Origin of the sequence: Algibacter mikhailovii (genome assembly GCF_014651495.1) — a bacterium.
Lineage (GTDB): Bacteria > Bacteroidota > Bacteroidia > Flavobacteriales > Flavobacteriaceae > Algibacter_E > Algibacter_E mikhailovii.
The window spans coordinates 665,753-687,460 of sequence record NZ_BMWZ01000001.1; the positions used below are offsets into that span (position 1 = coordinate 665,753).

Annotated in this window: 18 protein-coding genes and 1 riboswitch; of the genes, 4 read left to right on the forward strand and 14 right to left on the reverse strand. The window is 34.7% G+C overall.

Annotated features, from left to right (window positions below):
* Positions 1-225: 225 nt before the first annotated feature.
* A complete protein-coding gene (locus IE051_RS02735) occupies positions 226-2,802 on the forward strand; it encodes a glycoside hydrolase family 3 C-terminal domain-containing protein (protein ID WP_189359229.1) in 2,577 nt (858 codons plus the stop codon).
* Between the two features lie 10 nt (positions 2,803-2,812).
* A complete protein-coding gene (locus IE051_RS02740; RefSeq protein WP_189359230.1) occupies positions 2,813-4,240 on the forward strand; it encodes a hypothetical protein in 1,428 nt (475 codons plus the stop codon).
* 68 nt (positions 4,241-4,308) lie between these two features.
* Here the strand turns inward: IE051_RS02740 and mnmE are convergent, their stop codons facing one another.
* The gene (mnmE, locus tag IE051_RS02745) at positions 4,309-5,724 is read right to left on the reverse strand and encodes a tRNA uridine-5-carboxymethylaminomethyl(34) synthesis GTPase MnmE (protein ID WP_189359231.1); all 1,416 of its coding nucleotides are present in this window, start codon (positions 5,722-5,724) and stop codon (positions 4,309-4,311) included.
* Between the two features lie 232 nt (positions 5,725-5,956).
* Here mnmE and IE051_RS02750 point away from each other — a divergent pair, with 232 nt between their 5' ends.
* Entirely contained in the window at positions 5,957-7,150 is a 1,194-nt protein-coding gene (locus tag IE051_RS02750) for an HYR domain-containing protein (RefSeq protein ID WP_189359232.1), read from the forward strand.
* A 101-nt stretch (positions 7,151-7,251) separates the two neighbouring features.
* On the opposite strand, the gene IE051_RS02755 is transcribed toward IE051_RS02750, so the two are convergent.
* The 10 genes from IE051_RS02755 to IE051_RS02800 form a co-directional block, all read right to left on the reverse strand.
* Complete coding sequence (locus tag IE051_RS02755; protein WP_189359233.1) at positions 7,252-8,082, reverse strand: CvfB family protein; 831 nt, start codon at positions 8,080-8,082, stop codon at positions 7,252-7,254.
* Between the two features lie 120 nt (positions 8,083-8,202).
* Entirely contained in the window at positions 8,203-8,541 is a 339-nt protein-coding gene (locus IE051_RS02760; protein ID WP_189359234.1) for a DUF2853 family protein, read from the reverse strand.
* Between the two features lie 90 nt (positions 8,542-8,631).
* Positions 8,632-10,338: a 2-succinyl-5-enolpyruvyl-6-hydroxy-3-cyclohexene-1-carboxylic-acid synthase gene (menD, locus tag IE051_RS02765; protein ID WP_189359235.1), complete on the reverse strand. Its 1,707-nt coding sequence runs from the start codon at positions 10,336-10,338 to the stop codon at positions 8,632-8,634.
* Positions 10,339-10,377: 39 nt separating this feature from the next.
* The gene (locus IE051_RS02770; RefSeq protein ID WP_189359236.1) at positions 10,378-11,499 is read right to left on the reverse strand and encodes a chorismate-binding protein; all 1,122 of its coding nucleotides are present in this window, start codon (positions 11,497-11,499) and stop codon (positions 10,378-10,380) included.
* Between the two features lie 5 nt (positions 11,500-11,504).
* Entirely contained in the window at positions 11,505-11,930 is a 426-nt protein-coding gene (locus tag IE051_RS02775) for a PaaI family thioesterase (RefSeq protein ID WP_189359237.1), read from the reverse strand.
* 184 nt (positions 11,931-12,114) lie between these two features.
* The gene (locus IE051_RS02780) at positions 12,115-12,798 is read right to left on the reverse strand and encodes a hypothetical protein (protein WP_189359238.1); all 684 of its coding nucleotides are present in this window, start codon (positions 12,796-12,798) and stop codon (positions 12,115-12,117) included.
* Between the two features lie 153 nt (positions 12,799-12,951).
* On the reverse strand, positions 12,952-14,367 hold the full coding sequence (locus IE051_RS02785) for a porin family protein (protein ID WP_189359239.1): 1,416 nt from the start codon (positions 14,365-14,367) through the stop codon (positions 12,952-12,954).
* Between the two features lie 101 nt (positions 14,368-14,468).
* Complete coding sequence (locus IE051_RS02790; RefSeq protein ID WP_189359240.1) at positions 14,469-14,951, reverse strand: PAS domain-containing protein; 483 nt, start codon at positions 14,949-14,951, stop codon at positions 14,469-14,471.
* A gap of 111 nt (positions 14,952-15,062) precedes the next feature.
* Positions 15,063-15,198, reverse strand: a riboswitch (cobalamin riboswitch).
* Between the two features lie 26 nt (positions 15,199-15,224).
* Positions 15,225-15,830, reverse strand: coding sequence for an MSMEG_1061 family FMN-dependent PPOX-type flavoprotein (locus IE051_RS02795; protein ID WP_189359241.1), 606 nt, complete (start codon positions 15,828-15,830; stop codon positions 15,225-15,227).
* A gap of 31 nt (positions 15,831-15,861) precedes the next feature.
* Positions 15,862-16,809: an NAD(P)H-dependent flavin oxidoreductase gene (locus tag IE051_RS02800; RefSeq protein WP_189359242.1), complete on the reverse strand. Its 948-nt coding sequence runs from the start codon at positions 16,807-16,809 to the stop codon at positions 15,862-15,864.
* Positions 16,810-16,982: 173 nt separating this feature from the next.
* Between IE051_RS02800 and IE051_RS02805 the strand changes: the two genes are divergently transcribed.
* Positions 16,983-17,486 (forward strand): nicotinate-nucleotide adenylyltransferase, encoded by a 504-nt coding sequence (locus IE051_RS02805; protein ID WP_189359243.1) that lies wholly within the window; start codon positions 16,983-16,985, stop codon positions 17,484-17,486.
* Positions 17,487-17,495: 9 nt separating this feature from the next.
* Here IE051_RS02805 and IE051_RS02810 read toward each other — a convergent pair whose 3' ends face one another.
* The 3 genes from IE051_RS02810 to dnaK all read right to left on the reverse strand — a co-directional run bounded on the left by IE051_RS02810 (position 17,496) and on the right by dnaK (position 21,407).
* Positions 17,496-18,725 (reverse strand): class I SAM-dependent rRNA methyltransferase, encoded by a 1,230-nt coding sequence (locus tag IE051_RS02810; protein ID WP_189359244.1) that lies wholly within the window; start codon positions 18,723-18,725, stop codon positions 17,496-17,498.
* 102 nt (positions 18,726-18,827) lie between these two features.
* A complete protein-coding gene (locus IE051_RS02815; protein ID WP_189359245.1) occupies positions 18,828-19,379 on the reverse strand; it encodes a hypothetical protein in 552 nt (183 codons plus the stop codon).
* 117 nt (positions 19,380-19,496) lie between these two features.
* Positions 19,497-21,407 carry a molecular chaperone DnaK gene (dnaK, locus tag IE051_RS02820; protein ID WP_189359246.1) on the reverse strand — a complete coding sequence of 637 codons (1,911 nt, stop codon included), beginning with the start codon at positions 21,405-21,407 and terminating at the stop codon, positions 19,497-19,499.
* Positions 21,408-21,708: the final 301 nt, after the last annotated feature.

The window sequence follows — 21,708 nt, forward strand, 5'->3', positions numbered from 1 at the left end:
TTTTCAAATATAAACCTTCTCTCTCAAATTTATTAGAATGCGTTGTCCCGTTTTTAAGAAATAAACTCATGTTTTTAACTGCAATGACACTGTGGCAACAACAGTTTACACTCAGCTTTTTACTAAATTATTAATACCTTTTATTTATTCTTGTAGCACCTATTAGGTTCTTATTCAGTAATAAATTAAATCATATAAGTATAAAACTAATTAATAAAGTTCAAAATGAAAATCCTTCCAAAATATTTTATTATTCTATTTATACTCATAATTAATACTGTTAATTCTCAAGTCTGGAAAAATCCAAATGAAAGTATTGAAAAGCGAGTTAATGACCTAATATCAAGATTAACTTTAGAAGAAAAAATAAGTTATTGCGGTTCCAAAATACCAGGTATTGAAAGATTAGGCATACCAGAATATGAATGGTATGGTGAGGCTCTACATGGAATAATTGCTTGGAATTGCACACAATTTCCACAAAACATTGCCATGGGAAGCACATGGAACCCTGATCTTATGTATGAAGTGGCAACTGCCATTTCAAACGAGGCCAGAGCCCTAAAAAATATGGGACAAAAAGAAGTGATGATGTTCTCTCCTACTGTTAATATGGCTCGCGATCCCAGGTGGGGTAGAAACGAAGAGTGCTACAGTGAAGATCCGTTTTTGATGTCTGAGATGGCACGAATGTATGTGAGAGGTATGCAAGGAAATGACCCCAATTATTTAAAAACAGTGACTACTGTAAAGCATTACGTAGCTAATAATGTAGACTATAAAAGAGAACAAATATATTCTTATATCAATAAAAAAGATTTATATGAGTACTATTTTCCCGCTTACAAAGCATGTATTGTAGATGAAGAGGCTGCAGGTATAATGACAGCATTAAACGGATTAAACGGCATACCATGTTCATCTCATGATTGGTTGGTTAATGGGGTTCTAAGAAAAGAATGGGGTTTCAAAGGTTACGTTATTGCAGATTGGGCAGCTGTTCAAGGGATTGAAACCAATATGAACTATGCAAAATCACAGCCTGAGGCAGCTGCTATGGCTATAAAAGCAGGTGTAGATCAGGAATGCTTTAGAAGTGTAAAAAGAAATGCTCCTATGGTTGATGCATTAAAACCAGCCATTGAGCAAGGATTAATAACAGAGGAAGAATTAGATGTTGCAGTAAAGAGACTTTTAAGATTGCGTTTCAAAACTGGTGACTTTGATGATACAAATCTAAATCCTTATTCAAAAATTCCTAAAAGTGTTTTAGAATGTGCTCCTCATAAAGAATTAGCCCTAAAAGCAGCAGAACAATCCATAGTGCTCCTTAAAAACAATAATGTATTACCATTGAATCAAGATTTAGAAAATCTTGCAATCATTGGTCCTTTTGCAAATAGATGCTGGATGGGGATATACTCTGGTATTCCAAAAAGCAAAATAAGTCCGTTGGATGGCATTAAAAAATATTTAAACACAGAAGTAAAGTTTGCTGAAGGTTGCACTGTAACTGGGAGCGCCGATGATGAAATAAAAATATTAGAAGCTGTAGCCTTAGCTAAAAAGTCTAAACAGGTTATATTAGTTGTAGGAAATGACGAAAGTACTGCAACTGAAAATTTAGACCGTACATCATTAAAACTCCCTGGTAACCAGCATAAACTTATTAAGGCGGTTCAAGAAGTAAACCCAAACATAATTCTTGTTTTAGTACCTAGCGGCCCAACCGCAATCACTTGGGAAGAAGAAAACATCCCAGGAATAATTTGTGCTTGGCCAAACGGACAAGAACAAGGAACAGCTTTGGTCAATGTGCTGTTTGGTAAAGTAAACCCCGGTGGGAAATTAAGCTCTACTTGGTTTAAATCTGATAAAGATTTACCTGATTTTTACGATTACAATATTCAAACTGGACGCACTTATATGTACTATCAAGGCGAAACATTATATCCATTTGGATATGGTTTAAATTACACCTCTTTTAATATTGAAAATTTAAATTTAAATAAAAAAAAACTAGCTCAAAATGATCAGGTATTAGTATCTGCAACCATCTCAAATACTGGAAAAATGGATGGAGATGAAATAGTACAAGTATATATTCGAGATTTAAAATCTACACAAAAAAAACCCATCAAGGCACTTAAAGGCTTTAAGCGTATTTCAGTTCCTGTAGGGAAGGCAAAAAAAGTAGAAATAACAATTCCGTATGAAGCTTTCTCCCATTTTGACACTGCCAAAAATAAGTTTATTGTTGAAGAAGGAACATTCGAAATAATGATTGGCAATTCTAGCGAAAACATAAGCGAAGTAACAAAAATACAGGTAGAATCTGGAGAGATAGCTTCAAGAAAAGTAGGACAAAAAAGTGGCTACTTTAACGCTAAAAACCCTAATCGCCAAGGGAAATGGGATGATATTTACAATGATAAATCTTTTTTAACAGGAACTACAATTCACTCAGAAAAAGAAAAATCTGGTATTATCTTTAAAACCACCTTTAATGACCCAGGGTTTTATGTAAACACTTGGGACGCAGAAATACATTTTGAATTAAAAAGTAAAGAGGCCCAATTTTCAATAATGATGTTATCTAATGAAATAAACACTTATCATATTCATGAATCAAACAATCAATTAGGTAGCGTTTCAATAAAAATCCCTATTCCTCCTGAATATGGCAAAAACGTTGTTTTGAAAGCTATTATTAATAAGGGGGATATAAAAATAAATTCAATAAAAATAATTCCTCCTGCCAACATAAAACCGTATTACATCTATCCAGAAAAAAACAATTAATGATATTTATATGAAATCTAAACTATTAGTATGCGTTATAATTTTGGTAACCCTTTCTCCAAATTTCATTGAGTCTCAAGCTTTAAACTATAACAACAACCGTATTGCCATTAGCGCAGATGGAAATAATCAGGCTGATAATCATCCTGAAGCCCGTTGGCCACGTGCTGACCCTGACGATTGGGGTGGCACCCCAGCGGCTCTAGCCATACTTGCAAAAGTATCAAAGCAAAATAAATTAGTACATTTTTCATATAACAACTTTATTGATGCACCTAAACATACTACAGAAACAAATTATATGGCTGATGGTGTAAATGGAGCTATAAAGCGATGGAGCTATGATGCTTCTTGCTTTTTTGATGTACCTGAAAATCCAGATGCAGCTATTACTCATTTAGCCTCTGAAATTTCTAAATCAACAGCTCAAAACCCACTTTATTTCATTCATATGGGACCCTCAGAGTTTTTTTATTTAGCTATTAAGCAAGTCATAGGGCAAGGAAACACAGAATCATTAAATGACCTATATGTAATCTCACATAGTGGTTATAATGACAATCATTTAAGGCGAAAAGCACACCATACCATGAAGGAGGCAATTTCTCTTAGTGGTAATCGTATTAAATACAAAAAAATCAAGGATCAGAACGCTTGTGACATTCCTGAAAAACTTTGGTGTTCTGGCACTAACTTTACCCCTTTTTACTGGATGCGTGACCACAATGACGAAAGCATTCAATGGATTTATAGTAGAATGCACTTTCATCCCGATAGAAAAGGAGCGGATATTTCTGATGCCGGAATGGTTTACTATCTTCTTTTTAATGATGAGAACGGAAACTTGACGAAATTAAAATCATTGTTTAGTGATGGCATAACTATTAAAAACCAAATTGAGGAAAAAAATGGATTATTAGTTTTTGAAGCAGAACGATTTAAACTTAAAGGCCAATGGAAAATGGGTTACAATTCCAACGCTTCAAAATCAAAATACATTTACTATAATGGCCCAAATGCTTATAAAAAAGTAAATATGGATAATAAAATATCATATTCTTTTAAAATAAACAACCCCGGAGAATATACTGTAAAATGGACAATGCGTCAACCAGAAGGAGAAAGAGGAACAGATAAAGGTAATGACGCTTATATTTATTTATCTGATGACATGGGCTCTGCTGGTGATAAAAAAACATTGTATTACGAAAAATTTTACGGTAGAAGTGGTAATGAATTTGTTCTAAACGGCCTCTTAGAAGTCCATGATTTAGGACATAAATGGTTAACAGCCAAATTTCCTTCTGCGGGAGAATATACCATTAATTTAGTGGGACGTTCAAAAGGACTTCAAATAGATAGAATAGTGATGTTTAAAGACATTGATATTGAAGAAGTTGAAGACATAATTAAAAACATATCAGAAACCGTCAAGTAATTTTAAATGTGTTAATGAAACAGGTATAGTTTTATATGAAATAGAAAGGAACGTACATAATTAAAAAATCACTTTCCAATACAAAAATTAGCAAAAATATTACCTAATAAATCATCATTGGAAATTTCACCTGTGATCTCACCAAAATGATATAAAGCCTGCCTGATATCTATTGCTAATAAATCTCCCGACAATCCTGACTCTAGACCTTCTCTCACCCTTTCAACCTCTTCAAAAGCTTTAATTAACGAATCATAATGTCTTGAATTAGTGATTATTGTGTCATTATTTCGCAATGCACCCGTGTTAACATAACTTAGCAGCTGCTGCTTTAGAGCATCCACCCCTATGTTCTGTTTGGCTGAAATAAACATGAATGAGGATCCCTCAATTTTACTTAGCGTATCGTCCAGTTTTAATTGTTGATTTTCAGAAATCTTATCGACTTTATTTGCTATAACCAAAAGTGGTTTTAACGGGTATTTATTTCTTATTTTTTCTATTTCAACTCTAATAGTATTAGATTTCATATGATCATTTGAAACAACATCAGATTCAAATAAATACACGACTACCTGTGCTTGATCTATTTTTTCAAAAGTCTTTTTAATACCAATACTTTCAACAACATCCTTTGTTTCTCTAATCCCTGCGGTATCAATAAATCTAAAGCCAATACCCCCTATTGAAATTTCGTCTTCAATCGTATCTCTAGTAGTTCCTGCTATTTCTGAGACGATGGCGCGTTCTTCATTCAACAAGGCATTCAATAAAGTTGATTTACCAACATTGGGCTCTCCAACAATGGCAACAGGAATACCATTTTTAATCACATTACCAACAGCAAAGGAATCTATTAATCGCTTTAAGACAAACCGGATACGCTCAATTAATTCCTTAAATTGGGTTCTATCTGCAAACTCAACATCCTCTTCGGCAAAATCAAGTTCCAATTCAATTAATGAGGCAAAGTTTAAAAGCTCTTCACGTAGTTTTGCTATTTCAGATGAAAATCCACCACGCATCTGCTGCATGGCAATTTGATGACTCGCTTCATTATCACTTGAAATTAAATCTGCCACAGCTTCTGCTTGTGATAAATCTAATTTGCCATTTAAAAAAGCTCTCAGCGTAAACTCCCCAGCAGTTGCCATTCTGCACCCTTTTCTTAGAAACAGCTGAATTATTTCTTGCTGAATATAATTAGACCCATGACAACTAATTTCAACGACATTCTCGCCGGTATAAGAATTTGGGTTTTTAAAGATAGACACTAAAACCTCGTCAATAGTCCGTCCATCTTCAACAATATGTCCTAAATGGATGGTATGCGTCTTTTGGTTGCTTAGTGTCTTTTCACTTTTTATGGATTGAAAACAAGTGTCAGCAATTACAATGGCATCATCGCCAGACAATCTTATTACTGCTATAGCTCCAGCTCCAGAAGGCGTAGCCAAAGCAACTATGGTATCATCATTAATCATTTAACAAAAGTACTAAAAATGAAAAGCTAAATATTAGAATACAGAGACAACATTCACTGTTTAAAAACAACAATTAAAATTATTAAATAGCTTTTTCTTTTTTATACCTGATTTTTGAGTTTTTGCACTTGACAATATATTGACATAAGACATTTGTTCCATTATTTTAATCAAATTACTAAAGGCAGCCTTTTCAATCCATATATTTTTGATTATTCTAAAATTATAAAGCATGCCAAAAAACAAAATTTCCTTTTTATCAATAGCAAGTATTATTCTTTTATTCAATACCTGTAGTAGCAATGATGCGCCTCTAGAAGAACAAACTATAGACATTGATACGACTATGCCAAGTATAACATGTTTGGATAATATTACCGAAACAATAAGTCTAGAGAAAGCATTTACCACCGTTATCTACAAAGCCCCTGCGGGTACAGACAATAAACCTGGAGCTATTACTAAGCAAATAGCAGGATTAGCTTCTGGATCCGAATTCCCAATAGGAACAACCACAAATACTTTTGAAGTTACTGATACATCGGGCAATAAAACGACCTGTAGTTTTGACGTTGTTGTATCATACCCTTCTGCAGACCAACCCTATTCTGTTGATGGACACAATTATGCTCCTGAAGGTAAAAAATGGACAAAGATTGAAAATATGACTGATGAGTTTAATGTGACGACATTTGATGATGGCAAATGGCATAGGAATCCAGGATCCGACCCTTTTGGATGGTACGGAAGGCCTCCTGCGCTATTTGAATCGGATAATGTAACTGTAGCTGATGGTAATTTAAATATAACGGTTGAAAAATTTACAACGCCAAAAACAGTTAATAATCAATCCTGGACTCATGGTGGTGCCATTATTAGATCTAAAGAAAAAGCTAAGCAAGGCTATTATTATGAATGCAAAATGAAGGCGAATAAAACAGTAATGTCTTCTACATTTTGGATTGCTTTTCCGCAAAATTGCAATACAGGTCCTATTAGAAAGTTAGAATTAGACATTCAGGAATGTGTTGGTAGAACACATAGCGAAACACATGCTTGGGCTAAAAAATGGGATGCAACCTATCATTCTAACACCTGGAGACATAAGCGCTCTTGTGACACAGAAATAAATGAGTCTCAACAATCACCGGGGAAACTTGATTTGAACGAAAAAAATCATTCTAGATATTTTGTTTATGGATGTTGGTGGAAATCACCCACTGAAATATTATTCTATTTAGATGGTAAATACGTCTATACCATCACACCAACAACAGACTTTGATTTAGAAGGTCATATTACAATGGCTATAGAAACATATGATTGGAACCCTATTGATTCTGCAAATATATTTGAATCTGGCTCCTTTGATGATTTAACCACAAAGTATGATTGGGTAAGAACCTGGAAATTAGAAGACCAATAAAAAGGGAATTAACGAAATCAAAAGAAGCCATATTTATAAAAAAGCCAATAATTGATATTTTCAGTTATTGGCTTTTCATTTGTTTAAATATGTCTTGGAAATTATACTAAATAAATACCATCAGATTTTATCTCTATCAGGCGCTTCTTATAAAGTGTACCTACAGCTTTTTTGAAGTTTTTCTTACTCATTTGAAGTCCCTCTTTAATCGCCTCAGGACTTGATTTGTCAGTAAGATTTAAAAAACCGCTATTATCTTGAAGTTCTTTCATTATACGCTCTGCATTGGGCTCAATATTTCTATAACCTACCTGGCCTAGCGATATATCCAATTTATTTCCTGGTCTTATCTTTTTAACGATTCCCTTTAGCTTATCACCAACACTGATATCCTTAAAAATACTGTCCTTATAAATTAAACCTGAATGTGTTTTATTTACAATAACATTCATACCAATGTCTGAGGGATGCGACACAATCAAATCCACTTCATCAAATTGATTGACTGTGAGATTCGTATTATCTAAAAAGCGATTGGTTTTACTTGAAGCCACAAGTCTATTTGTCTTTTCGTCCAAATAGCAATGTACCAAATACCATCCTCCAGGCTTCATTTTAAAAGCTTGTTCCCCAAATGGGCAAAACAATTCTTTTACCAATCCCCAATCTAAAAAAGCACCATAATCCGTAACTTGATTACAACGTAATAAGGCAAAATCATCACAGACGATATAGGGCATATCCGTTGTGGCTACAGGACGTTCTTCATTATCAAGATAGACAAAAACTTCAATTTTGTCCCAAATTTTAAAGGCTTCAGGCACGTACCTATTAGGAAGTAAAACCTGGTTATCTTCATCATCAATTAAATAGGCACCGTGATCTGTCTCACGGAGTATTTCTAAAGTATTTACTTGTCCTAATTTTATCATGTGGCAAAGGTAATCATATTAATAAAATTGTTTCATTCTTCTGAACAAAACTCGTAGAAAATACCTGAATAAAAAAAGCAAGATATGATTGCTATACTTTTAATGACGACAAAAAAACCTTTAGTACACCGATTCTTTGCCAAAATGTTTAGTTAGCAAATAGTAGACCACCGCTCTATATTTACTTCTATTGGTCTTTCCGTATTGCGCCATAACCTCAGTAATACCCTGATCTAAATCAGCGCCATCACTCAAGCCTAATTTTTTAATTAAGAAATTATTTTTTACTGTAGTCAATTCTGAAATATCAGAACTTGACACGGTTGAAGAATCTGCATTGTAAATAGACGGTCCGCAACCAATAGTTACTTTTGTCAATAAATCCATATCGGCAGTTACGCCACATTTATCTTTTAAATCTGCGGCATATTTTACAATAAGCTCATCTCTTTTACTCATAATGATTTCTTTTTTAATGATTATAAAATGAATTAAAACGGATTTAAAGATACTATTTTTTAGACTGCAAACTTCTTAAAAACCCGCAAATCACTTGATGTATTGAAAGTAATTCAAAAGGACCTCATCATTGATTGATTTTGGCGTAAAAACTTCTAAAAGCTTAGGCTTTCCATTGTTTACATAGAAGGTGTCTAATGCTTTTAGCAATGTTTCTTCAGTTGAAACGGCCTTATATTTTAAACCATACATCTCACATAATTGCGCTGCTGTTAGGCTGTGAGTAGTTTCAAAATAAGTATCAAAGTTTTTAGTGTTTTTAGGCCCGGGTAAAATTCTGAAAATTCCGCCACCTTGGTTATTTATAACTATAATGCGAAAGTCATCAGGAATATGATCATTCCAAAGCGCATTGCTATCATAAAGAAAACTTAGATCACCGGTTATTAACACCGTGGGTTTATTCCTTACAACGGCGCAACCAATGGCGGTGGCTGTACTACCATCTATGCCGCTAGTACCTCTATTACAAAACACTTCTAAGGTTTTATTCATAGGAAATAATTGGGTATAACGAATGGTAGAACTGTTTCCTGATTGCAGAATATAGTCCTGAGGAATCGACCTCAACACTTTACTAAACACTTTGAAATCTGAAAACGGAATTTCCTTCAGATAACACTCATGCTGCTTTTGCCTCCAGCGTTTAATCTTTGTCCATTTTTTTTTATAACCACTTGCATCTTGATGAATCACCTGAGGTAAAAAAGCCTTAAAAAACTGATTTGGACTAAGTTCTAAATGTTTGTTTAAACTAAAAAAGGTATCATAGGCCATTTTAGGGTTAACATGCCAATGCTGTTTTGGTTTATAGCGACGTAAAAGCTGTTTTATTTTCTTCGAGACAATTAACCCGCCAAAACTCAATAAAATATCAGGACAAAAATCCTCTTGATCGTCCTCAGTTAACGGTGCTATAAGTTGATCTATACTTGAAAAAAAGCTGGGGTGGTGTATGTTTGATGTCGTTTCTGTTAATACAATAACACTGTTATCCTCTGAAATTTCATTCAACCATTTTTGTTCTATTTCATTAGGCTGATTAGCACCTACCAAAATCATTTTTTTAGTGGCTGCATTCCAATCTTTGATGCAAGATTCAAGCACATGGTCTTCAACCTGTTTTGGAGTAACCGTTAAATTAATTGCTTTGGGTGCCACACTTAATGCCTCCACACGTTCATATAAAGGCTCATCAAAAGGGATATTGAGATGCACCGGTCCTTGCTTAAAAAGCGCCACATTTATCGCTTCATTAATGCACTGTTCATTATGAGCTTGTATACCTTTTTGCTCCTCTAATACAGTCTCAAATTGACTTTGCTCATCGAGCCTTAAATTAGCCGATAATAATACATGATGTCCATAGACATTTTTTTGATTAATGGTTTGACCATCACCTATACCAATTAAATGTTCTGGTCTATCTGCCGATAAAACAAGCAAAGGAATGTTACTATAATAGGCTTCAGCAACGGCAGGGTAATAATTTAGAAGCGCACTACCAGATGTACATACAATAGCCGTTGGTGCATTGATTTGTTGCGCCATGCCTAATGCAAAAAAACCAGCACAACGTTCATCTACAATACTATAACACTTAAAATATTTATCGTTAGTAAACCCAATAGTTAATGGGGCATTTCTACTACCAGGAGAAATTATAACATGCTTTACACCCTTGGCTTTACATAATTGAACAACCGTTTGTGCAAGAGGAATTTTTGGGTATATCATTTAAAAATAATCGATCCTCAAAAATAAGAAATCTCATGATTATAAGACCTTTCTAATCACTAAAGATTTTGAAACCGTTTCTTCCCACTCCACTTCAGAAATAGAGCTTTCCGTCACACCGCCTCCAATATAAATAATACCCTTCTTATCCTTAATTTGCATGCAACGCAAATTCACGTAAAGTTGCGAACTATTCTTTTTCATGGCATAGGCCCTGTTTTCAATATTTCTTCTTCCTGACCTGGGCGCAACCTTGGTTTCAAAATTTAATTCACCTAAAAATCCAGAATAATATTCGCGGTTATAATTTTCATTATCTAAAATAAAACGCTGAGCCTCCGCTTTGGGTAAGCCACATACAGCTGGCGTAGGATGTAAGCCATCAATAACATCCTTTAAAATAATGTCTGGCTTTAATTGCGCTGATATCATGGTTTTTAAATGCACGAGGTTCCCAGCTTTAACCGTTTCGGTGTCCGAAATTCGATAAGTTTCAACCAAAGGTCTTAGTTGATCTTCAATAAAATCTGTTACAAACTGCTGCTCTTGCTTTTCTTTTTCTTTCCAAGTCACCTCTAGTGTACCATCATAATTTTGAGTACCCGCCAATGCCATAATAGAAAAACGCCGCCCTTCCTTTTTTATTAAAGTTTCAGGAGTGGCTCCCAGCCATAATCCAACTTTAGGATGATACCAGCAATACACAAATGCCGATTTGTAAGCCAGCAATAAGTGGTTTAATATAGTAATAGGATTGTTATTAGAAAGCGTAACTTCCTCCTTTCGTGATAGGACCACCTTTTTGAAGGCTCCACTTTTAATAGCTTCAACGCCTTTCTCCACAAGCTTAATATGGGCTTCTTTCGCTTGATTGGTGTCACCTGATACCAAGGACTTCGGATTTTCATTTTTTGAAAGCCCATCCCAATGCGAACAACTAATACGTTCAGATTGTGACAAAGGTATTAACACGCTACGTCCGGAATTATCAAAAGGAGAAAACACAAATCCCTGCTCAGTAAATTCTTCAGTAAAAAAAATTTGATCAGAATTTTGAAGCAAACCTGTGACTTTTAATTCATTAGGCTTTCTATAAACAATAAAGGGTAATTGATTTTCATGCTGTGCCTCAAGGCGTTCAACTAAATCTCCTGAAGTCATCTAATTTATTTCGATTTTGGCAGCGCAATAGTAGTTAATTTACATAATGAAACCAAGTTATCATGATCATCTGTAACTCTAATTTCCAATAATTGGGTAGTCCTTCCCTTATGCAAATATGACGCTTTAGCATATACATAACCTGTTCTAACACTTTTTAAATGATTAGCAGAAATCTCAATTCCTCTAACAAACACCTTATCCAGATCCATTAAAATCTCAGCGGCAAAACTGCCAAGTGTTTCCGCTAAAGCTGCTGTTGCTCCGCCATGCAATACACCGTCTGGCTGATGAACCTTAGGTGTAACCGGCATTTTACCCAAAACAAAATCAGGACCAAAATCTACAATTTCGATATCTAAGGTTTCCATTAAGGTGTTTTTACAAACTTCATTAGCCCTAAGCAGAACTTGTTCTCTATTTAATTGCATAGCATCTCATATATGTTAAAAAATATAAAGTAAAAATACAAAACCTAAACATAAGGCTACATAAAATTAACGTTCCATTAAGTCAAAGCCAACTCCAAATATTAACTCATATTTGTTCATAAAAAAAACTATCAAATACAAGTTGTATCTGATAGTTTTCTTAAAATATTATTCTAAATATGTTTTACTTTTTTGAATCGCCAAAAGCTTTAACCACTTTCTTAGCATAAGGTCCTGCAATTGCTGAAGCCGAACCAGGATCTGTAATATTGGAAGCAACAACGGCAACTAATTGACGATCTATATCTCTATCTAAATCATAAATCACAGTTTCTAACTTATAAATTTCAGATTCATAAGTACGCTGTGAACGTGGCACGTAAGACCCTCCATAACCATAAGGTGAGTAAAACGACCCATAGTAACCACCAAAGCCACCATATCCGCCATAGTAAGAAGGATAATATCCACCTGTAGTATATCCACCTGATTCCTCTGTTCTTACTTCTGTTTTAACATCTTTTAAAACCGTTAAGACAATGCCTGAAAATCCATCTTGCTTGAACCGACTTACTAAGTTATCAATATCGGCCTCTGTAATTTTTTGATTATGACTCACCTTAGGATATTTAATATAACTTGAAGTAGCTTTAACTCCTGCTGCATTAATCTCGGCAGTAATTTCTTGCTCCATCAATTGTCTTGATGCCAAATCATCTGTTCGCACTATAACCAAAAAGGAATCATCTGCCATTGTAGATCTCGCATCTGGTGCTGTCCATGAATCTGTTACTTTAATTGAGGGTCCACAATTATAAACAACAGCTAATAAAAGTAGGGCAGCAAACATTTGCATTTTTTTTCTCATAATTCTAAATTTTAAATAATGTTACATTATAGACTAGTCTAAGCCTTAGTCTTAAAAATATTAATTAAACCAAATATAAGGAATATTGCACTACTTTTTTATTATAAACCGAAAACATATTACTTTGTTGGCGTTAAAAATATATTAAAAAAACTACCTCAAATAATAGACAAAACCTACATTTAAATTCAGCTGATTTAAGGTTGTTTTGGTATTATTTGTTAAATCGCCTAGTAAAAAGTTTTCCTCTAAGGGATCTGATATATTAATAATTTGCGAATCGCCTTCGCTCCTACCCGAAACATAAGACAAGCCATAAATGATTTGAAAATGCTTCAAATAATGACTAAAACCTGCCGAAAAATTTATTAAGTCCCATTGAGAAATAAAAGGAACAAAGTCGGTAGCCCTATTTAGCTCTGTATTATCGAAACTACTTTTATCGGTATTAAAACCACAATACACTATTGTTTTTAAACTCAAATCTCGAGCGAGTCCAATACCAAAATTTGTAACCGCTTTTGTCGCTGTTTGTGGAACTCCAAAATCACTAAATTGATTAAGTATACTGGAGTTATCAAATTCTTCTTTCCTTAGCATTTCATATTTCCCAGCACCGGCGTAATGCGCCACTCGAGCAGAAACCTCTGTTTTATCAAACCTGTATGTAGCGCCTAGATCGATTGCAAAAGGAAGTTTGTTAACCGTATTTATTTTTTCCTGAAATGCTATCTGTCTTATATTACTTTCACTAATATTATCGGATGTAATAAACAATTCCCTATTTATGGCGCCCTTTCCAACAAAATCCACGTTAATTAAAGGACTAGATAAGGTAAGACCTAAACTTAACTTTTCAATTTTGTAAGCAAGACCTAGTTTAAACAGCAAACCGACAGAGCGGTATGCAAAGTTTTCATTTAAAGATGTATTCGCAATTGTTCTCACAAATTCATTCTCCTCTTCTACAACAATAGCGCTAGCATTTGTACTTTGGATGTAATCCATACTTTTTGCTACTACAAATGTAGATAGCCCCACCCCAAAATTATCGTTTACCTGATAACCTGTTGCCAGACCTAACCAGTTTTCCTTTAGCTTGTTGTTATAATTATAATTCGCTACATAGGTCTCCGCTCCTGGATTACCTGAAACAACATCGAGCTGGGTTTCATTATATGCGCCTAAACCGAAATCTGAATACGCCTGTGTAATTATACCAAAAGATAAGGTCCATTTACTTTCTTCATTATTTTTTATAACACCATAAGTACTGGTTGGTACAATGCTTACAACAGCTTGTTCTAAATCAATGTTATCTCCAGCTCCATTTTCTATAAGTAGACTATTAAAAAAGAAGGACTGCATATTTAAAGATGCACTGCTATTTTTTACAAAAGGCAGTAATCCGGGATTATAATACGCCGCGGCTTGATTTTTAGCATTTGCAACCGCAGCACCTCCTGTTAATGAAGCAATAGTCCCTTGATGAAAGTTCCAATAATTATTTTCTTGGGCTTGTAATAATATCCCAGTAATAATAAATATAAACGTAAGCCTTAATTTCATGTTAGTTCTTTAACTTAAAAACCTGTTGTTATAATTCATACAAAACAAATGTTTACTGATGAAAGATACGTGTTTGGAGCTAAAATATTTGGTTTTTAAGTTTAAAAAAGACGCAACTCTTTTTCTATAGCTATAAAATGGGTCACTGTATCCGCTTTATTCTTAAGGGGATAAATATGCAATTCACAATTGTATAAACTACCATTCTTTTTGTAATTAATAATTTGGTTGGTAAAGGGAGATTGCTGCTGTAGTCCTGTTTTAATGGTGTCTAAGGATGCCTTGGTTGTTTTCTCGCCTTGTAAAAAACTTGGCTGCTTACCTAAGGCAAACTTTGTTGAGTAGCCTGTCATTTTTGTAAACCCCTTATTAACCCATAAAATCTCACGGTCAATCGAGGTTAATACAATAGCATCGAACGCTTTATTGCTCAGCATATCGGCTATATTAAAGTTCCATTTGTATTTGTCTTTTAAAATAGATAGGGCTTTTATATCTTCTCTAACCTTAAAAGATTTAGATTGTTCAACCAAATGCATAGCGTAAATATCCCAACACTTTAAAGGGCCTTGTTTAATTTTCATAACTACAAAATTATGTGCAGAAGCGAATAAATAGTTACAGATTGTTTAAGATGACAATATGTTAAACCTTTCAACATGAAGATAATCTGACTGCTTCAAATCGCGAAAGCACCGTTAAATCCTATTAATAAAAGTATCTGGCTAATAATAGTATATAACTATTAATTACAGTTGCGCGACAGCTTGTGATTTTAACACAATTCCTTTTATGGTTCGTTTAAATTAAACCTTAATAGCGCCCTAAAGGTAGAGGATAAAAAAGTCCTAGCAAAATTACAGGTCTAACAAATACCTTTTTTCCATAGCCGCACGGGTCTCAGGGTCACCGGCCATGCCCAATTGATCTTTAAGCATTTTCCCCATAGAAGGGAATGTATTTCGGTCCACAAATAAGGAAGGGTCCCAAAGCTTAGATCTCATAAAAGCCTTGGCACAATGTAAAAACACTTCTTCTACGGTTACCACGATACAGGCCTTAGGTGTATGCATTTCAGAAGAAAATAATTGTAAATAGTCCGCATGCGTAGAAAGATAAGCGCTGCCATTAAGACGTAGGGTTTCATTGATTCCAGGAATTAGAAATAACAAACCAATCCTACCGGTTTCAATGATATTTGTAATGCTGTCCAACCTATTGTTTCCAATCGCATCTGGTATTATAAGCTTTGATTCATTTACTATGCTCACAAAACCAGAATGCCCCCCTCGAGGCGAGGCATCTACCTGCCCTAATTTACTGTAAGTAGACATGACTAGAAACGGTGCGTTTTTTATAAAATGTATGGCATGTTTCTCAAGAACGGTTAACACTTTATCCTTGGCGCGTCCTTTTGGTAGATCATATAGCTCTCTAAGGGCTTCAATGCTATTTATTTTCATGACAGTAAGAATTGTTTTTTTTACCCAAAAATCATGTAATCAACCTTTTAATAATCTCCTTAGTTGATAAAATATCCGTTGTATGCTCTATACTAGGTCCAGCCACCCAAACCGTTTTGTAAGTGGCTTTGGTAGCCGCATTTTTTGTGGCATTCATACCAATAGAAAAACGAATCATTTTCACCCACTTTTTAAGCTTTTTGTTTTTATTCAAAACTGATTCTAGCCAAGTTTGTTTAGTACCAATTTTCTTAACGTAAGGTGTATTAATCACGGTACACGGTGTTCCAGAAATACGTTCGGTCATAACAATGTCATTGGCCCCGTAATCCACACAGGCCTGCTTATATTCCTCGGTGACTTGGGCTTCAATAGAAGCTATAAATGGACTCCCCACAGAGACACCATCAGCACCATAACCTAACATGGTATCAATATCCGACTTTCTACCTACGCCTCCCGCAGAAATAATTGGAATATCACAGTGTGCTTTTAGCTCTTCTATCAAATCTTTAGGAGACTTATCGCCACGATGTCCTCCAGCTTCATTATTTACAGCTATAATGGCATCTGCACCTAAACCCTCAACTTTCTTAGCAAACTTTAAATCCACCACATCACAAAATACTTTTATCCCTGCCTGGTGTGCTGACTTAATCGTTTCCTCAGGGCTTCCTAAGGAAGTAATAATAAAATCACAGCCCACTTCACAAATAACCTCTAATTGATTTTTATATTTAATGTTAGACTTATTCACAATAAGATTAAAACCAAAAGCCCCCCCTTCCGGCTTGGCTGCTTTTAAGGTTTTCAAAGCATCTCTCAACTCTTCTAGTGTTCTGTAGTTGAGGGCTGGAATACAACCGGCAATTCCAGAATTCATTGCCTCAGTTACCATGGCAACGTTTGACACTAAAAACATTGGCGCTTGGATAATAGGATATTTTATGTTTAAAAGTTCTGTGAGCTTTGTTGTCATAAGTTTTTTTTCAAATATAAAAAATATTATGCATGCATAATAGCTGAATACCAGATAATTATGTTTGTTCCCCTACAAAAAGACATCTACTTTACTGATATTATGACTTTTATCATTTTTTTATTATGCATGCATAACTAATTTTATACCATAAACTATAGCACCTTATAACCATGAAAATAGTATTGATTACGCTTTTAGCCTGTTTTACCACACCCCTTTTCTTTGCTCAAACCATCGAATTATCTGAAACTTTAATTACGCTTAACTATAAGTATTTAGATAAAAACGAAGTTAACAATCCCGCGCAACGCGTTAAAGACTTAGAATCTGAATTACTAAAATTCAATCATAAAGAAGAATTATCAGATTTATATGATGATAAATATGATACGTACAGCGTATCCTTTCATGTCCCTAAGGGTAAAATAATTGCCGCTTATGATAAAGACGGTAAGATCGTTAGAACCATTGAAAAATATGACAATGTTAGATTACCCCTAGTCGTTATGCAATCGGTATCCAAGCGTTTTCCTAACTGGGGCATTGTTGAAGATATTTATCTTGTAAAATACCACTGTGATCAAGATTCATTAAAACAAGAATATAAGATCAAGATTCAAAATGATGACGAAACCATCACCGTAAGAACCGATGAAAATGGCGTATTCTTGTAAAGACTCTTTCTAATTTAAAAAGCGATAATAGCCACATTTTAAATAGGCTCCCTCAGGAAAACTGACTGGGTGATCCATATCATGTGCACTTTTTAAAACCGTATCAAAGATTCTATTACTGGAAGATAAGATCTCATTATTAATATCGAAAAAATCGTCAGCCAATATTCTAGAAGAGCACGATGCCAAAACCAATAGGCCTTTTTTGCCGGTTAATTGTGCTCCTAGCTTGGCTAATTGCGCATATTTCTTTTTCGCTAAATCTATCTCAGAAGCTTGTTTTGCAAAACTCGGCGGGTCTATAACAACCACATCAAAAGTGACTTTATTTTTTATTAATGCCTTTAATGCTTCAAAAGCATCACCAGCAATGGTTTTATGTACACCTTTATAAGGGTTGAGCATTCCATTTTGAACGGCAATTTCTAAGGCTTGCTTACTAATATCTAAACTTGTTACTTCATTAGCCCCATTACTTAAGGCATGCACAGAAAATCCACCGGCATAAGAAAACACGTCTAAAACGGTTTTACCCTTACTCCATATTCCTACCTGTTTTCGATTCGCTCTATGATCTAAAAAATAACCTGTTTTATGTCCTTTTATAACATTAGCCGAAAAATTAACACCATGTTCTTGAAACACAACAACCTCATTTTTTAAGGTGCCATAGACCACCTCTCCATTAGTTAATTGATGTGATTTAGACTGTTCTAAACTTCTGCTTAATCGAATAACTACCGTTTCTACGTCCGATGTGCTTTGCAAGAGCGGAATAATTGAGGCTAAGTAAGGTAGCCAAATTTCAGAATAAATTTTAACCACCAATACCTTGGCATAAACATCAGCTATCAATCCAGGAAAACCGTCGTTTTCTCCAAAAAGTAACCGATAACTATTGGTTTTCGTTTTTAAAAGTGCTTCTCGCTTACTAAAAGCTATATCAATTTTAGCCTTAAAAAAGGCGTCATTAATGGCTATATTTTTAGTCCCACTATAGAGCATTTTAATCCTAATTGGGGAATTTTTATCATATAAACCTAGACCTATGACTCTGTTTTTATTTTTACTAAAGATAATGGCCAAATCACCAGATTTAGCATCATCCTTAATCTTTATAATATTCTTAGAAAACACCCAAGGATGTCCTTTAACAACAAACTGCTCCCCTTTTGAGTTTAGCTTAACAGCTAATCGTTTAGGACTGTAACTGGATTTAATTTTAGAAGAAAAGGTCATACTTTGTTTAAGTTAAGATCAATAGTATGTGTTTTAAAATTATTAAAAAATTATTAGCGTGAAGTAGCAAAAAAGACTATGCTTTTTTGCCCTTACGGGGTACTACTGGCGTATAAAGGACAGTACAGTTTCAATCAGGCTTGTAGTGGTCACATCGTCTTCAATATCCTCTTCTTTTTCTACTATACCTATAACAAGCTCTTTATTGGTGAGTTTATAGACCCTTACTATACGCTCCTCGCCATCTTCTTCTTCCACGTCTTCTTCAACAACTTCATTGGGATCTGTTATAATCAATTCACTACCCTGTATTTCCCATGTGCCTTCACCCAAAAGCTCAAAACCCTTTATATCTTCAAAAATGACGTCATCATCTGTGGTATAGGAAATAATCATATTTAATTCCCCAGCTGATGCCACTAAATTAGGAGACGGACTAAAAACTAATGTATTGGTTAAATCATAACCCTCACCACTTAAAATGGTGATGACACTTTCACCGCCACGCTCAGTTTCAATTTCCCCTGACACCCTTAGATCTGTACCAATCCAAGTACCTATAATGTTTTCATTCACTGAAGTCTCGGCATCATCACTTGAGCAAGAGGTTATAAGCAAAATTAAGAACACTAATATGGGACTAAACGCTTTCATTTCATTTTTTTTAAAGAAACAATATTACAAGAATATGCTTATATAAAAAAACGCAACCATCTCTAGTTGCGTTTTTTACTTTATTATGATTCTGAAACCTGTTCAGAATTATAGTACTTATTTTACTTCTTCGAAGTCTACATCTTCTACATCACTACCTTCTTCAGATTGTGGTTGCTCACCGGCACCAGCATCTGGTCCTGGTTGTGCACCACCTTGTGCTTCAGCTTGCGCCTTGTACATTTCTTCAGAAGCTACTTTCCAAGCTTCGTTTATTTTATCTAAAGCTGGCGTAATTACCGCTATATCTTTAGATTCATAAGCTTTTTTCAACTCTTCTAAAGCATCAATAATAGGTTGTTTTTTATCTTCTGATAATTTATCACCAAACTCTTCTAATTGCTTTTCTGTTTGGAAAATCATAGAATCTGCTTCATTTAATTTCTGAGCATTTTCAGCTGCAGCTTTATCAGCTTCAGCGTTTGCTTCAGCATCAGCTTTCATTTTCTCAATTTCCTCTTCGCTTAAACCAGAAGATGCTTCAATTCTAATATCTTGTTTCTTACCAGTCGCTTTATCTTCAGCTGATACTTTAATAATACCATTGGCATCAATATCAAACGTTACTTCAATTTGTGGCGTTCCACGTCTTGCTGGTGGAATATCACTTAAATGGAAACGTCCAATAGTTTTGTTATCTGCCGCCATAGCTCTTTCACCTTGTAACACGTGAATTTCTACTGAAGGCTGATTATCTGCTGCCGTAGAGAATACCTGTGATTTCTTAGTAGGAATCGTAGTATTTGCTTCAATAAGCTTGGTAAATACATTACCCATAGTTTCAATACCAAGAGATAAAGGCGTTACATCTAAAAGTAATACATCTTTAACATCTCCTGTTAATACACCACCTTGAATACCAGCTCCTAGAGATACAACCTCATCTGGATTTACACCTTTACTTGGTGCTTTTCCGAAGAATTTCTCAACCGCTTCTTGTACTGCAGGAATACGTGTAGATCCACCTACTAAAATTACTTCATCAATATCACTCTTACTTAAACCAGCAGCTTTTAAAGCAGACTCACATGGCTCTATAGTACGTCTTACTAAATCGTCAATTAATTGCTCAAATTTAGATTTTGTTAAGGTACGCACTAAGTGTTTTGGTCCACTAGCTGTAGCTGTGATATAAGGTAAGTTAATTTCTGTTTGTGCAGAAGATGATAATTCTATCTTCGCTTTTTCAGCAGCCTCTTTTAAACGTTGTAAAGACATAGGATCTTCTCTTAAATCCATAGACTCTTCCGCTTTAAACTCATCAGCTAACCAGTTAATGATTTTCTCATCAACATCATCACCTCCTAAGTGTGTATCACCATCTGTAGATAACACTTCAAATACACCATCACCCAATTCAAGGATAGATACATCATGTGTTCCTCCACCAAAGTCAAATACAACTATTTTTTGGTCAGTACCTTTCTTGTCCATACCGTATGCTAAAGCAGCAGCAGTAGGCTCATTAATAATACGCTCTACTTTTAAACCAGCAATCTCACCAGCTTCTTTAGTTGCTTGACGTTGGCTATCGTTAAAGTATGCTGGTACAGTAATTACGGCACGACTAACATCTGTTCCTAAATAATCTTCAGCTGTTTTCTTCATTTTTTGAAGAATCATTGCCGATAATTCTTGAGGTGTATATAATCGACCATCTATATCAACTCTAGGTGTGTCATTATCACCTTTAACTACATTATATGGTACGCGTTCTGCTTCATTTTTTGACTCAGAATATTTATTACCCATAAAACGCTTAATAGAATAAACGGTTTTTGTTGGGTTTGTAACTGCTTGTCTTTTTGCTGGATCACCAACTTTAATTTCACCGCCTTCTACAAAAGCAATAACAGATGGTGTTGTTCTTTTACCCTCTGCGTTAGGAATAACTACAGGCTCATTACCTTCCATTACAGAAACGCAAGAGTTGGTTGTTCCTAAATCAATTCCAATAATCTTACTCATAATTTTATAATTTATATTTTTAAATAATCATTTTTTATTTCGAGTTGTTTAAGTCAATCATTATGCCAACTCAAAAAGTATGACACAGTGTCATATTACATTCCCTTAATAATTCCTATTTGCGCAAAACAATATTAATAAGGGTGCGATAATTAAGGCAGTCCAACCCTTCTAAGCACTAAAGAATGCCTTACCTTACACCTTCACTACTGCCCCATTTGGTGCTCTAAATACCATAATATGAAGGCCATGTCATAAGCTCTCAATATAATCCTTAGTCAAAGATGGCAAGCAGAAAACT

Excerpts from the sequence above, each read along its gene's own strand:
- IE051_RS02735 (WP_189359229.1), top strand. The coding sequence starts at position 226 with ATGAAAATCCTTCCAAAATATTTTATTATTCTATTTATACTCATAATT.
- IE051_RS02740 (WP_189359230.1), top strand. The coding sequence starts at position 2,813 with ATGAAATCTAAACTATTAGTATGCGTTATAATTTTGGTAACCCTTTCT.
- mnmE (WP_189359231.1), bottom strand. The coding sequence starts at position 5,724 with ATGATTAATGATGATACCATAGTTGCTTTGGCTACGCCTTCTGGAGCT.
- IE051_RS02750 (WP_189359232.1), top strand. The coding sequence starts at position 5,957 with ATGCCAAAAAACAAAATTTCCTTTTTATCAATAGCAAGTATTATTCTT.
- IE051_RS02755 (WP_189359233.1), bottom strand. The coding sequence starts at position 8,082 with ATGATAAAATTAGGACAAGTAAATACTTTAGAAATACTCCGTGAGACA.
- IE051_RS02760 (WP_189359234.1), bottom strand. The coding sequence starts at position 8,541 with ATGAGTAAAAGAGATGAGCTTATTGTAAAATATGCCGCAGATTTAAAA.
- menD (WP_189359235.1), bottom strand. The coding sequence starts at position 10,338 with ATGATATACCCAAAAATTCCTCTTGCACAAACGGTTGTTCAATTATGT.
- IE051_RS02770 (WP_189359236.1), bottom strand. The coding sequence starts at position 11,499 with ATGACTTCAGGAGATTTAGTTGAACGCCTTGAGGCACAGCATGAAAAT.
- IE051_RS02775 (WP_189359237.1), bottom strand. The coding sequence starts at position 11,930 with ATGCAATTAAATAGAGAACAAGTTCTGCTTAGGGCTAATGAAGTTTGT.
- IE051_RS02780 (WP_189359238.1), bottom strand. The coding sequence starts at position 12,798 with ATGAGAAAAAAAATGCAAATGTTTGCTGCCCTACTTTTATTAGCTGTT.
- IE051_RS02785 (WP_189359239.1), bottom strand. The coding sequence starts at position 14,367 with ATGAAATTAAGGCTTACGTTTATATTTATTATTACTGGGATATTATTA.
- IE051_RS02790 (WP_189359240.1), bottom strand. The coding sequence starts at position 14,951 with ATGAAAATTAAACAAGGCCCTTTAAAGTGTTGGGATATTTACGCTATG.
- IE051_RS02795 (WP_189359241.1), bottom strand. The coding sequence starts at position 15,830 with ATGAAAATAAATAGCATTGAAGCCCTTAGAGAGCTATATGATCTACCA.
- IE051_RS02800 (WP_189359242.1), bottom strand. The coding sequence starts at position 16,809 with ATGACAACAAAGCTCACAGAACTTTTAAACATAAAATATCCTATTATC.
- IE051_RS02805 (WP_189359243.1), top strand. The coding sequence starts at position 16,983 with ATGAAAATAGTATTGATTACGCTTTTAGCCTGTTTTACCACACCCCTT.
- IE051_RS02810 (WP_189359244.1), bottom strand. The coding sequence starts at position 18,725 with ATGACCTTTTCTTCTAAAATTAAATCCAGTTACAGTCCTAAACGATTA.
- IE051_RS02815 (WP_189359245.1), bottom strand. The coding sequence starts at position 19,379 with ATGAAAGCGTTTAGTCCCATATTAGTGTTCTTAATTTTGCTTATAACC.
- dnaK (WP_189359246.1), bottom strand. The coding sequence starts at position 21,407 with ATGAGTAAGATTATTGGAATTGATTTAGGAACAACCAACTCTTGCGTT.